Genomic DNA, 12,616 nt, shown 5'->3' on the forward strand with positions numbered 1-12,616 from the left:
GGTGGGGCCCGCTTGGCCGCACCGCGTGATTGGATAGAGGAAAGCATGAGCAAGCAGATTCTGATTCTCCCAGGTGACGGTATCGGCCCGGAAATCATGGCCGAGGCGGTCAAGGTGCTGGAGCTGGCCAACGACAAGTTCCAGCTCGGCTTCAGCCTGGAGCACGACGTGATCGGTGGCGCCGCCATCGACAAGCACGGCGTGCCGCTGGCCGACGAGACCCTGGAGCGTGCGCGCAAGGCCGATGCCGTGCTGCTGGGCGCCGTGGGCGGGCCGAAGTGGGACAAGATCGAGCGTGACATCCGCCCCGAGCGCGGCCTGCTGAAAATCCGTTCGCAACTGGGCCTGTTCGCCAACCTGCGCCCGGCCATCCTCTACCCGCAACTGGCCGATGCCTCGTCGCTCAAGCCAGAGATCGTTTCCGGCCTGGACATCCTCATCGTCCGTGAGCTGACCGGCGGTATCTACTTCGGTGCCCCGCGTGGCCAGCGCGAGCTGGAAAACGGCGAGCGCCAGGCCTACGACACCCTGCCGTACAGCGAAAGCGAAGTGCGCCGCATCGCCCGTGTCGGCTTCGACATGGCCCGCGTGCGTGGCAAGAAGCTTTGCTCGGTGGACAAGGCCAACGTCCTGGCTTCCAGCCAGCTGTGGCGTGAAGTGGTCGAGGACGTGGCCAAGGACTACCCGGATGTTGAGCTGAGCCACATGTACGTCGACAACGCCGCCATGCAGCTGGTGCGTGCGCCCAAGCAGTTCGATGTGATGGTGACCGACAACATGTTCGGTGACATTCTGTCGGATGAGGCTTCCATGCTGACCGGTTCCATCGGCATGCTGCCTTCGGCGTCGCTGGATGCCGACAACAAGGGCATGTACGAGCCGTGCCACGGCTCGGCACCGGACATCGCAGGCCTTGGCATCGCCAACCCGCTGGCGACCATCCTGTCGGTGTCGATGATGCTGCGTTACAGCTTCAATCAGTCGGCTGCCGCCGAGGCGATCGAGAAGGCCGTGAGCCTGGTCCTGGACCAGGGCCTGCGCACCGGCGACATCTTCTCGGAAGGCTGCCGCAAAGTTGGTACGCAGGAAATGGGCGACGCAGTAGTCGCAGCGCTGCGGAATCTGTAATCTCTCTGGCCCGCCACCCAAAATTCCCGGTGGCGGCCCACTTTTAGCAAAGGTGTAGTTGCGATGAAACGTGTAGGTCTGATCGGTTGGCGCGGTATGGTCGGTTCCGTGCTCATGCAGCGGATGCTGGAGGAGCAGGATTTCGACCTCATCGAGCCGGTGTTCTTCACCACCTCCAATGTTGGCGGCCAGGGCCCGAACGTGGGCAAGGATACAGCTCCGCTCAAGGACGCTTATTCGATTGAAGAACTCAAGACCCTCGACGTGATCCTGACCTGCCAGGGCGGCGACTACACCAACGAGGTCTTCCCCAAGCTGCGTGAAGCCGGCTGGCAGGGTTACTGGATCGACGCCGCCTCGTCCCTGCGCATGCAGGATGACGCGGTGATCATCCTCGACCCGGTCAACCGCAAGGTCATCGACCAGCAGCTGGACGCGGGTACCAAGAACTACATCGGCGGCAACTGCACCGTCAGCCTGATGCTGATGGGCCTGGGTGGCCTGTTCGAAGCCGGCCTGGTCGAGTGGATGAGCGCCATGACCTACCAGGCGGCCTCGGGTGCCGGCGCGCAGAACATGCGCGAGCTGATCAAGCAGATGGGTGCTACCCATGCTGCCGTTGCCGATGACCTGGCCAACCCGGCCAGCGCCATCCTCGACATCGACCGCAAGGTTGCCGAGACCATGCGCAGCGAAGCCTTCCCGACCGAGAACTTTGGCGTGCCGCTGGCTGGCAGCCTGATCCCGTGGATCGACAAGGAACTGCCGAACGGCCAGAGCCGTGAAGAGTGGAAGGCCCAGGCCGAGACCAACAAGATCCTCGGCCGCTTCAAGAGCCCGATCCCGGTCGACGGCATCTGCGTGCGCATCGGCGCCATGCGTTGCCACAGCCAGGCGCTGACCATCAAGCTGAACAAGGACGTGCCGCTGGCCGACATCGAAGGCATGATCAGCCAGCACAACCCTTGGGTGAAGCTGGTGCCTAACCAGCGTGAAATCAGCATGCAGGAGCTGAGCCCGACCAAGGTTACCGGCACCCTGAACATCCCGGTTGGTCGTCTGCGCAAGCTGAACATGGGCTCCCAGTACCTGGGCGCGTTCACCGTAGGTGACCAGCTGTTGTGGGGCGCGGCCGAGCCGCTGCGTCGCATGCTGCGGATTCTGCTGGAGCGTTGATCGTTCCGGTCTGACCGAAAACCCGCGCTGGTGACAGCGCGGGTTTTTTTATTTCCGATCCATCCCGGCCGGCCCGGCTCTCTTTGCTTTTGCTTTTGCTTTTGCTTCTAGGCGCGCGATAGTTCAGGCGCCGCCGATTGCGACTTCAGGAGGCCGAGCGAAGGGACTGCGGAGGGAGGTGACGGGCATGGATGCCCGTCAAGCGCTGAGGCCCCATGGATGGGGCCTGCAGCGCGTACTCCCGGGAGCAGGCCCGTAGCGAGGGTACCCCGGAGCGAAGCGTAGGGGCCGGATGATGGGAGCCGACGGTTTTTGGTTCCTTTTTGCCACGACAAAAAGGGACCCGCCGTAAGGGCGGAAAGGTGACTTGGCGCCACCATCGCGAATGAATGCCTACTCGATGTGAATGCCTACATCCCAAAAGCCCAAAAGCCCAAAAGCCCAAAAGCCCAAAAGCCCAAAAGCCCAAAAGCCCAAAAGCTTTAAGCGACGGTTTTGATATGGCGAACAGTCCGTTTGCGATGGCGACGCTGACTCACCTTTTCGCCCTTACGGCGAGTCACTTTTTGCCAAACGCGGCAAAAAGTAACCAAAAAACGCTGCGCTCCCATCATCCGGCCCCTCCGCTACGCTCCGGGGTTCCCTCGCGCCGGTCTTGCTCCCGGGAGTACGCGCTGCAGGCCCCATCCATGGGGCCTCAGCGCTTGACGGGCATCCATGCCCGTCACCTCCCTCCGCAAGACCTCTGCTCGGCCTTCTGAAGTCGCGAAGATCAAGATCAAGATCAAGATCAAGATCAAGAGCGGCGCGGCGCAGCGCAGCTCTAGGTTTGGGCCAGCACAGACAAAACTCTACAATCCGAGTAAAGTGCCGCCCCCCGCCGTTTTCAGCAAAAGGATCCCTTCCATGACACACCCTTTGGACATCGCCGTCGTCGGCGCCACCGGCAGCGTCGGTGAAGCCCTGGTGCAGATCCTCGAAGAGCTGGATTTCCCGGTCGCCACCCTGCACCTGCTGGCCAGCATGGAATCGGCGGGCAGCAGCGTGATGTTCGCCGGCAAGAAGCTGAAGGTGCGTGAAGTGGACAGCTTCGACTTCGCCCAGGTCAAGCTGGCCTTCTTCGCCGCAGGCGCCGCCGTCAGCCGCAGCTTTGCCAGCAAGGCGCTGCAGGCAGGCTGCACGGTCATCGACCTGTCCGCTGGCCTGGACGACGCCCTCGCCCTGGTGCCAGAAGCCAACGCCGAACGCCTGACCAGCCTGGCATTGCCCGCCCGCATCGTCAGCCCGTGCTCGGCCGCGGTTGCCCTGGCCGTTGCACTGGCACCGCTCAAAGGCCTGCTGGATATCGAGCGGGTGCAGGTAATGGCCGCGCTGGCGGTGTCCGCACAAGGCCGTGAAGCGGTCAACGAACTCGCCCGGCAAACCGCCGAGTTGCTCAATGCCCGCCCCCTGGAGCCACGCTTCTTCGATCGCCAGGTGGCGTTCAACATGCTGGCCCAGGTCGGAGCCGCCGATGAGCAAGGCCACACGGCCCTGGAGCACCGCCTGGTCAGCGAGCTGCGCGTGCTGCTGGGCCTGCCGGAACTGAAGATTTCCGTGAGCTGCGTTCAAGTCCCGGTGTTTTTCGGCGATAGCTTCAGTGTGGCGGTGCAGAGCCGTCGCCCGGTAGACCTGGACGCTGTCAACCAGGCCCTCGAGGCGGCCGACAGCGTCGAACTGGTGGAGCGCGATGATTATCCGACCCCGGTAGGCGACGCAGTGGGCCAGGACGTGGTCTATGTTGGTCGTGTACGGCACGGTGTTGATGAAGACCAGCAACTCAACCTCTGGCTGACCACCGACAACGTGCGCAAAGGCGCCGCGCTCAATGCCGTGCAAGTGGCGCAATTGTTGATTAAACACATGCCGTAAAAGATACTGGCGAGCACTATTGTCCTGCTCCGCATGCAGGTTTCAGGACGCTTTATACAAGGGAAGAGGTCATGCTTCGAATTCGCAAACTGGTTCTGGCCATGGCTGCAGCATCGGCGCTGTCGTCGGGCATGGCGAATGCCCTGGGCCTGGGGGAGCTGACCCTCAAGTCGGCACAGAACCAGCCCCTGGACGCCGAGATCGAGCTGCTCGACGTGCGCGACCTCACCGCCGCCGAAGTGGCGCCGAGCCTGGCGCCGCCGGAAGAGTTCAGCAAGGCCGGGGTGGCGCTGCCGACGTACCTCGAAGACCTCACCTTCACGCCGGTGATCAACCCCAACGGCAAGAGCGTGCTGCGGGTTACCTCCAGCCAGCCGCTGCCTGAACCGGTGGTAAAGTTCCTGGTCCAGGTGATGTGGCCGCAGGGCCGCCTGCTGCGTGACTACAGCGTGCTGCTCGACCAGGCCAAGGCCCAGGGCGACAAGCCGGCAGCAGGCAATGTAGCACCAGCGGTGACCGCTGCCGGCAGCTACACCACCCAACGCCGCGACACCTTGTGGCAGATTGCCGCGCGCAACACCCAGGGTGGTTCGATCCAGCAGACCATGATCGCGATCCAGGCGCTGAACCCGGACGCCTTCATCGGCAACAACATCAACCAGCTGAAGGTTGGCCAGGTGTTGCGCCTGCCCGACCAGCAGCAGATCCAGAATATCCCGCAGGGAGAGGCGACCGCCGAGGTGGCCGAGCAGTATGCTGCCTGGCGTGAAGGCCGTCGCCTGGGCCCGCGTGCCCGCCAGCTGGACGCCACCCGTCGCGGTGCCGCCGAGGCAGCGCCGGCGCGTATCGCCCAGGGCGACAACCTGCGCCTGGTCAGCCCGGGCAACCAGGCCGGTGCCGACCAGGCCAAGGCCCTCAACGACAAGCTGGCGGTGGCCCAGGAAAGCCTGGACACCAGCCGTCGCGACAACGAAGAACTCAAGAGCCGCATGGCCGACCTGCAGAGCCAGCTGGACAAGCTGCAGCGTCTGATCGAGCTGAAGAACAACCAGTTGGCCCGCCTTGAAGCCCAGGGTGCGGCGGCGCCGGCCCAACCGGTCGCCAAGCCTGCGCCTGCCGCCGTCGATACCGCACCCAAGCCGGCGCCCGCCGCCGAGGCCGCACCTGCCGGCCAGCCTGGCAGCATGGTCGACGAAATCATGGGCAACCCGCTGCTGCTTGGGCTGATTGCCGGTAGTGCCTTCCTCGTACTGCTGCTTCTGCTGTTGCTGCTGGCGCGCAAGCGCAAGGCCCAGCAGGAGGCTGAAAAGCACCTGCGCATGGCGCGGGCGCTGGAAGAAGAGCAGGGCGCAGGCTTCGACAGCGATAGCGCAAGCTTCGATGGCGTCGAGGTCTCGGCCCCGAGCGTGACCCTGTCGCCGGCCGTGGTCGCTGCTTCGGCTGCCGCCGCCACCGCCGCGGAAAAAACATCGGCACCCGCCGTCGAAGCGCAACCTGAACCGCAAGCCGACCCCCACGCAGCGCTGCTGGCGGAGGTCGAGCAATGCGTGGCCGAAGGCCGCCTGAACCGCGCCACCGACCTGCTGGAGCCTGCAGTGGCCGCCTCGCCGCAGCGTGACGACCTGCGTCTGAAACTGATGGATGTGTACGCCCGCCAGGGTGACCAGAGCGCGTTCGTCGAGCAGGAACGCAAGCTGCCGGCCAGCGAGCCGAACAGTGCAGCGGTTGCCGGGCTGAAAGAGCGCTACCCGGCCATGCTCGGCCTGGCCGCTGCCGGCCTGGGCGCGGCGGCCCTGGCTGCCGAGATGGATGAGCAGTACGTGCAGGAGCTGCTGCAGGATCAGCCTGAAACGCCAGTGGTTGCCGACGTGGCACCCGAGGAAGAGCCGGCGTTCGAGCCAGAGGTGGCGGTTGAACCAGAGGCCGTTGCCCAGGCGGAACCTGAGGCAGTGCTTGAGCCCGAAGTTGATCTGGATGCTGAGCTGGATGCCTTCGATGAAGTGCCGGCCCTCGATGCGCCGGGCCTGGACGAGCAGGACCTGGACAGTGCCTTCGACCTGAGTCTGGGTGACGACCTGCCCGAGCAAGACCCGCTGGCGGCGCCGCTGCTGGACGAATCGGTGGGCCAGCAACCTGTCGTCGACGAGCCGGTACTGGATGAACCGATGCTGGAAGCGGCTCAGCCGGAAGACGAGCCGTTTGCCGTGGATGCCGAGCTGCAGGCCGACGCCGACGCCGAGTTCGAGGCCATGCTGGCCCAGGCCGAGCCACAGCCCGCTGTGGACCTGTCCGATTTCGACCTCGACATCAGCGAACCGGTTGCCCCGGCCGCCCCGGCAGCGGTGGACGAAGCCCCGGTGGATGTCGCCGCCGAGTTGGCTGCCTTCGACAGCGAGCCAGCGTTCGACCCGCTTTCCGAGTTCGACCTGCCGTCCGACTTCGATCTTTCGCTGTCGCTGGAAGACGATTCGCCGGCAGCCAAGAGCTTTGCCTCGGAGCTGAACGACGTCAACGCCGAACTGGACAAGCTGTCGCAGAGCCTCGAATCGCCGTCGTTGGAGCCGCACTTCACCAGTGAAGACGCGGTTGCCCAGCCAGAGCCCGAGCCACTGGACGACCTGGACTTCGACTTCTTCTCCGGTAGCGACGAAGTGGCCACCAAGCTTGACCTGGCCCGCGCCTATATCGACATGGGCGACAACCAGGGCGCGCGCGACATCCTCGATGAAGTGGTCAAGGATGGCGACGACAGCCAGCGTCAGGAAGCCGAGGACATGCTCTCCCGGCTGGTCTGAGGTTGCCTGCTCCGGCCTCTTCGCGGGTAAACCCGCTCCCACAGGTTCATCACAGGTCCGAATTCTGTGCGGGCCCTGTGGGAGCGGGTTTACCCGCGAAGAGGCCCTGAAAGGCAGTGCATATTCAACGGCAGCCCTACACGGCTGCCGTTGTCGTTATAATCCCCGCCATTCCGTACACCCCACAGGTTTCATGCTTTTGGACATCATCGACACCGCCGCCGCCGCCGCCGAGTCCGCGGCCGAAGGCTACTCCCGCATCGCCCTGGGCGTGGAATACAAAGGCGCGCGCTATCGTGGCTGGCAGCGCCAGGCCAGTGGCGTGCCCAGTGTCCAGCAGGCCCTGGAGCAGGCCCTGTCCAAGGTGGCCAACGAGCCGATCTCGGTGATCTGCGCCGGGCGCACCGACGCCGGCGTGCATGGCTGCGGGCAGATCGTGCACTTCGACACCCGCGCCGTGCGCGACGAACGCGCCTGGACCATGGGCACCAACTTCAATCTGCCCCATGACATCAGCGTGGTCTGGTCGCGGCCGATGCCGGCCGACTTCCATGCCCGCTTCAAGGCCTGCGCCCGGCGTTACCGCTACGTCATCTACAACGACCCGATCCGCCCGGCGCACCTGGCCGAGGAAGTCACCTGGAACCACCGCCCGCTGGATGTCGAACGCATGGCCGAAGCCGCGCAGTACCTGCTCGGTACCCATGACTTCAGTGCCTTCCGCGCCAGTCAGTGCCAGGCCAAGTCGCCGATCAAGCACATCTACCACCTGCGCGTCACCCGCCATGGCCAGATGATCGTGCTGGATGTGCGTGCCACGGCCTTCCTGCACCACATGGTGCGTAACATTGCCGGTGTACTGATGACCATTGGTGCCGGAGAACGCCCGGTCACCTGGGCGCGTGAGGTGCTGGAGGGGCGCAACCGCCGCGAAGGCGGGGTCACGGCGCACCCGTACGGGCTCTACCTGGTGCAGGTGGAGTATCCCGAGGAATACGCGCTGCCCAAGCGTTACATCGGCCCACACTTTTTGACCGGCTACGAGGCATTGGCAGACTGACGGGCGAAAAGTCATTTGCTAACATCCGGCCTTTCACCGTAACAAGCAGGGTTCGCTGTCCATGAGCAATGTTCGCAGCAAGATCTGCGGGATTACCCGCATCGAAGACGCACTGGCCGCTGCCGAAGCGGGCGCCGATGCCATCGGCCTCGTCTTCTATGCCAAGAGCCCGCGCGCCGTGGACGTGCGCCAGGCGCGGGCGATCATCGCCGAGCTGCCGCCGTTCGTGACCACGGTCGGGCTGTTCGTCAACGCTTCGCGCTGCGAGCTGAACGAGATCCTCGAAGTGGTTCCGCTGGACCTGCTACAGTTCCACGGCGATGAAACCCCGCAGGACTGCGAAGGCTACCACCGCCCCTGGATCAAGGCCCTGCGCGTGCGCCCGGGCGACGACCTGGAGGCGGCCTGCCAGCTTTACGCCGGTGCCCGCGGCATTCTGCTGGACACCTATGTGCCAGGCGTACCCGGAGGCACCGGTGAAGCGTTCGACTGGTCGCTGGTGCCGGCGCGCCTGAGCAAGCCGATCATACTGGCGGGCGGGTTGTCTGCCGACAATGTCGGCCAGGCCATCGCCCAGGTGCGGCCGTACGCGGTGGATGTCAGTGGCGGCGTGGAGCAAGCCAAGGGCATCAAGGACGCGGCGAAGATCGAGGCATTCATGCGTGCGGTGAAACAGGCGTGATGGCAGATGTGACGGCTGGCTGCGCGCCATCGTCCATAGCTTTCGCAGCCCTGCGGGGCAGCCGCCTGCGCCTGTGGCGGCAAGACAACACATTAGCGGTGGGGTGGCGCGCTGGAAGTCCCGGCGGCCGGTCCATCATCGTTTCATAAAAGATTTTGAGCTCAAGGGCAGGGCAGGGCCGGCGACACCGGCCCACGCCTGCCAATACTGGAGAAAGAAAGCATGAGCAACTGGTTAGTCGACAAACTGATCCCTTCGATCATGCGTTCCGAGGTGAAGAAGAGCTCGGTGCCTGAAGGCCTGTGGCACAAGTGCCCGGCCTGCGAGGCCGTGCTGTATCGTCCGGAGCTGGAAAAGACCCTGGATGTCTGCCCCAAGTGCAACCACCACATGCGCATCGGCGCACGTGCGCGCATCGACATCTTCCTCGACGCCGATGGCCGTGCCGAACTGGGCGCCGACCTGGAGCCGGTCGACCGCCTGAAGTTCCGTGATGGCAAGAAGTACAAGGACCGCCTGACCGGGGCGCAGAAGCAGACTGGCGAGAAGGACGCCCTGATCTCCATGAGCGGCACCCTGATGGGCATGCCGATCGTGGTCAGCGCCTTCGAGTTCTCGTTCATGGGCGGCTCCATGGGTGCCATCGTCGGCGAGCGCTTCGTGCGCGCGGCCAACTATGCCCTGGAGCACCGCTGCCCGATGGTCTGCTTCTCCGCTTCGGGCGGTGCACGCATGCAGGAAGCGCTGATCTCGCTGATGCAGATGGCCAAGACCTCGGCCGTGCTGGCGCGCCTGCGTGAAGAAGGCATCCCGTTCATCTCGGTACTGACCGACCCTGTATACGGTGGTGTTTCCGCCAGCCTGGCCATGCTCGGTGACGTGATCGTCGGCGAGCCGAAGGCACTGATCGGCTTCGCCGGCCCGCGCGTGATCGAGCAGACCGTGCGCGAGAAGCTGCCGGAAGGCTTCCAGCGCAGCGAGTTCCTGCTGGAGCACGGCGCCATCGACCTGATCATCTCCCGTGGCGAACTGCGCCCGCGTCTGGCCCGCCTGCTGGCGCAGATGACCGGCCAGGAAACCCCGGAGCAAGCGCGTGAGGCGGCTGCCGTCGCGTGATGAAACAACGATCCCTGGGCGAATGGCTCGCCTACCTCGAGCAGTTGCACCCCTCGGCCATCGACATGGGCCTGGAGCGGTCGCAGAAGGTGCTTGCCCGGCTGGCGCTGGGCAAGCTGGCGCCACGCGTGGTGACGGTGACCGGCACCAACGGCAAGGGCTCGACCTGCGCCTTCGTGGCCTCGCTGCTGCGTGCCCAGGGGCTCAAGGTCGGCGTGTACAGTTCGCCGCACCTGTTGCGTTACAACGAGCGGGTGCTGATCGATGGCCAAGAAGCCAGCGATGAGGCCCTGTGCGAAGCCTTCGCCGCCGTCGAGGCGGCGCGGGGCGATATTTCCCTGACCTACTTCGAGATGGGCACCCTGGCCGCGTTCTGGTTGTTCTACCAGTCGCAGCTGGATGCCGTGGTACTGGAAGTGGGCCTTGGTGGCCGCCTGGACACCGTGAACGTGGTGGATGCCGACCTGGCCCTGGTGACCAGCATCGGCGTCGACCATGTCGATTACCTGGGTGATACCCGCGAGCTGGTGGCCTTCGAGAAGGCCGGCATCTTCCGTCAGGGCAAGCCGGCACTGTGCGGTGACCTGGATCCGCCTCGGCCGCTGCTGGACAAGGCCGCCGAACTGGCTGCGCCGCTGTTCCTGCGTGGTCGTGACTTCGACCTGGCCAGTGCCGATGGCAGCTGGAACTGGCGGGGTACTGCGGCTGATGGTGCGCAGGTAGAGCTGCGTGGCCTGCCTTTGCTCGACCTGCCCATGGAAAACGCCACGCTGGCCCTGCAGGCCTACCTGCTGATGGGCCTGCCCTGGGACGCCGGGCAGATTCGCCAGGCGCTGCTGGATACCCGCATCACAGGTCGCCTCGACCGTCGCCTGCTGAGCTGGCAGGGCAAGCCGGTGGAACTGTTGCTGGATGTCGGGCACAACCCGCATGCCGCGGAGTACCTGGCCCGGCGCCTGGCGGCCCGGCCGCTGAAGGGGCGCCGCCTGGCGGTGTTCGGCCTGCTCGCCGACAAGGACCTGGACGGTGTTGTCGCGCCGCTGCAGGGGCTGGTCGACGACTGGGCAGTGGCGCCACTGGATACCCCGCGCAGCCGCCCGGCTGCGGAGCTGGCCACGGCCTTGACGAACGTCGGCGCCGCGGTGAAGTCTTATGCCAGCGTCGATGCTGCCCTTGAAGGGCAATGCGCGCAGGCAACGGCGGATGACCAGATCTTGCTGTTCGGTTCGTTTTTCTGTGTTGCCCAGGCACTGGAATGGCTGGAGCGGCACGCCCAGGAGGGTGGAGTAGATGGCAGTGCTGGATAAAGGGATGAAACAGCGCATGGTGGGTGCGTTGGTGCTGGTGGCGCTGGCGGTGATTTTCCTGCCGATGCTGTTCACCCGCGAGGACGAGATGCGTCAGGTGCGCGTCGAGGCCCCGCAGGCGCCGGCCATGCCAAGCCTGCCGGAGGTGAAGGTGGAACCGGTCGCCGTGCCGGAGCCGCAGGCCATTGCGCAAGAGCCGCAACAGCCACCGGTGGTGGTGGACGAGTCCACCGCGCCGGCGAGCGCGCCCAGCCAGCCGATTACCCCGTCACCCCAGACCCAGCCTCAGTCGCAGGTGCAGTCCCAGCCCCAGCCTCAGCCCGCCAAGCCGCAGGCGCCCGTGGCCAAGGTCGAGCCTCAGCCGGCAGCCAAGCCGGCCGCGCCGGCGGCGCCATCGAAGATCGACGTCAACGGCCTGCCGGTCAGCTGGTCGATCCAGTTGGCCAGCCTGTCCAACCGTGCCGGGGCCGAAAAGCTGCAGCAAACCTTGCGTAGCCAGGGTTACAACGCCTATATCCGCTCGGCGGGTGGCATGAACCGGGTGTACGTGGGGCCGCTGATCGAGCGGGCCGAGGCCGAGCGCGTGCGTGACGCCATCAACCGTCAGAACAGCCTCAAGGGCTTCGTGGTGCGCTTCCAGCCTGAGCGCAGCTGATGACCCGGGGGTGGCTTTGCCGCCCACCGACGCGGTTCGTCGCCACGACAAGCCAGCTCCCACCTCGACCGCGCTGCTCTCAAGGCCTGCGCAGTCCCTGTGGGAGCCGGCTTGCCGGCGATGAAGCCAACACCAATCTGTCTGACATTCCGCTTACCCAAGCCCCCGCCGCTCTGTTAAAATGCGCCGCCTCAAACGTCTGCAGGCAGCACCGTGGCATTTACCTTGGTTGATTGGGCGATCATCGCGATCATCGCCGTCTCCACACTGATCAGTCTCAAGCGCGGCTTCGTCAAGGAAGCCTTGTCCTTGCTCATCTGGATCATTGCCGGTGCGGTTGCCTGGATGTTCGGCGGTTCGCTCTCGGTGTATCTTGAAAGCTACATCCAGACGCCGTCGATGCGCGTCATCGCCGGCTGCGCCATTCTTTTCGTCGCCACCTTGCTGGTGGGGGCCATGATCAACTTCCTCATCGGCGAGCTGATCCGCGTGACCGGGCTGTCCGGTACCGATCGTTTCCTGGGCATGGCCTTCGGCGCCGCGCGCGGGGCCTTGCTGGTGGTGGTGGCCATCGGGCTGATCAGCCTGGGGCCGGTTCAACAGGACACCTGGTGGCAGGAATCACGCCTGATACCACAATTTCTCTTGGTCGCCGACTGGTCGAAAAACCTGATCCTGGGTTTTACCGGCCAGTGGACACCCAGTGGGCTGATCGGCACTCCAGCTGATCTTCCGTTCAAGGAACAGTTGCTCGGGCCGGCAAAGCCCTGAGCGCTATTCACTCAA

The 12,616-nt window shown here is 64.9% G+C and carries 10 protein-coding genes; all 10 read left to right on the forward strand.

The annotated features are described in order from the left end of the window. Nucleotides 1-45: 45 nt before the first annotated feature. The 10 genes from leuB (at nucleotide 46) to CAG22_RS17570 (ending at nucleotide 12,601) form a co-directional block, all read left to right on the forward strand. Nucleotides 46-1,128 (forward strand): 3-isopropylmalate dehydrogenase, encoded by a 1,083-nt coding sequence (leuB, locus tag CAG22_RS17515; protein ID WP_025338238.1) that lies wholly within the window; start codon nucleotides 46-48, stop codon nucleotides 1,126-1,128. Nucleotides 1,129-1,191: 63 nt separating this feature from the next. Beyond that, a complete protein-coding gene (gene asd, locus CAG22_RS17520) occupies nucleotides 1,192-2,304 on the forward strand; it encodes an aspartate-semialdehyde dehydrogenase (protein ID WP_003260268.1) in 1,113 nt (370 codons plus the stop codon). 906 nt (nucleotides 2,305-3,210) lie between these two features. Continuing rightward, the gene (locus CAG22_RS17535) at nucleotides 3,211-4,215 is read left to right on the forward strand and encodes an aspartate-semialdehyde dehydrogenase (protein WP_085705859.1); all 1,005 of its coding nucleotides are present in this window, start codon (nucleotides 3,211-3,213) and stop codon (nucleotides 4,213-4,215) included. Between the two features lie 71 nt (nucleotides 4,216-4,286). Next, entirely contained in the window at nucleotides 4,287-7,010 is a 2,724-nt protein-coding gene (locus tag CAG22_RS17540; RefSeq protein ID WP_085705860.1) for a FimV/HubP family polar landmark protein, read from the forward strand. A 193-nt stretch (nucleotides 7,011-7,203) separates the two neighbouring features. Then, nucleotides 7,204-8,070, forward strand: coding sequence for a tRNA pseudouridine(38-40) synthase TruA (gene truA / locus CAG22_RS17545; RefSeq protein ID WP_085617110.1), 867 nt, complete (start codon nucleotides 7,204-7,206; stop codon nucleotides 8,068-8,070). A gap of 61 nt (nucleotides 8,071-8,131) precedes the next feature. Continuing rightward, nucleotides 8,132-8,752 (forward strand): phosphoribosylanthranilate isomerase, encoded by a 621-nt coding sequence (locus tag CAG22_RS17550; protein ID WP_025338242.1) that lies wholly within the window; start codon nucleotides 8,132-8,134, stop codon nucleotides 8,750-8,752. Between the two features lie 222 nt (nucleotides 8,753-8,974). Beyond that, a complete protein-coding gene (accD, locus tag CAG22_RS17555) occupies nucleotides 8,975-9,868 on the forward strand; it encodes an acetyl-CoA carboxylase, carboxyltransferase subunit beta (protein ID WP_025338243.1) in 894 nt (297 codons plus the stop codon). Next, nucleotides 9,868-11,175 carry a bifunctional tetrahydrofolate synthase/dihydrofolate synthase gene (gene folC, locus CAG22_RS17560; protein WP_085705861.1) on the forward strand — a complete coding sequence of 436 codons (1,308 nt, stop codon included), beginning with the start codon at nucleotides 9,868-9,870 and terminating at the stop codon, nucleotides 11,173-11,175. Before accD ends, folC begins: the two co-directional genes overlap by 1 nt. Continuing rightward, the gene (locus CAG22_RS17565; protein WP_085705862.1) at nucleotides 11,159-11,830 is read left to right on the forward strand and encodes an SPOR domain-containing protein; all 672 of its coding nucleotides are present in this window, start codon (nucleotides 11,159-11,161) and stop codon (nucleotides 11,828-11,830) included. Before folC ends, CAG22_RS17565 begins: the two co-directional genes overlap by 17 nt. A gap of 213 nt (nucleotides 11,831-12,043) precedes the next feature. Then, nucleotides 12,044-12,601 carry a CvpA family protein gene (locus tag CAG22_RS17570; protein ID WP_013971612.1) on the forward strand — a complete coding sequence of 186 codons (558 nt, stop codon included), beginning with the start codon at nucleotides 12,044-12,046 and terminating at the stop codon, nucleotides 12,599-12,601. Nucleotides 12,602-12,616: the final 15 nt, after the last annotated feature.

This window comes from Pseudomonas sp. B8(2017) (assembly GCF_002113575.1).
Lineage (GTDB): Bacteria > Pseudomonadota > Gammaproteobacteria > Pseudomonadales > Pseudomonadaceae > Aquipseudomonas > Aquipseudomonas putida_Z.

Coding starts and splice junctions, on each gene's coding strand:
- accD (WP_025338243.1), top strand. CDS start 8,975: ATGAGCAACTGGTTAGTCGACAAACTGATCCCTTCGATCATGCGTTCC.
- CAG22_RS17550 (WP_025338242.1), top strand. CDS start 8,132: ATGAGCAATGTTCGCAGCAAGATCTGCGGGATTACCCGCATCGAAGAC.
- asd (WP_003260268.1), top strand. CDS start 1,192: ATGAAACGTGTAGGTCTGATCGGTTGGCGCGGTATGGTCGGTTCCGTG.
- truA (WP_085617110.1), top strand. CDS start 7,204: ATGCTTTTGGACATCATCGACACCGCCGCCGCCGCCGCCGAGTCCGCG.
- CAG22_RS17540 (WP_085705860.1), top strand. CDS start 4,287: ATGCTTCGAATTCGCAAACTGGTTCTGGCCATGGCTGCAGCATCGGCG.
- leuB (WP_025338238.1), top strand. CDS start 46: ATGAGCAAGCAGATTCTGATTCTCCCAGGTGACGGTATCGGCCCGGAA.
- folC (WP_085705861.1), top strand. CDS start 9,868: ATGAAACAACGATCCCTGGGCGAATGGCTCGCCTACCTCGAGCAGTTG.
- CAG22_RS17565 (WP_085705862.1), top strand. CDS start 11,159: ATGGCAGTGCTGGATAAAGGGATGAAACAGCGCATGGTGGGTGCGTTG.
- CAG22_RS17535 (WP_085705859.1), top strand. CDS start 3,211: ATGACACACCCTTTGGACATCGCCGTCGTCGGCGCCACCGGCAGCGTC.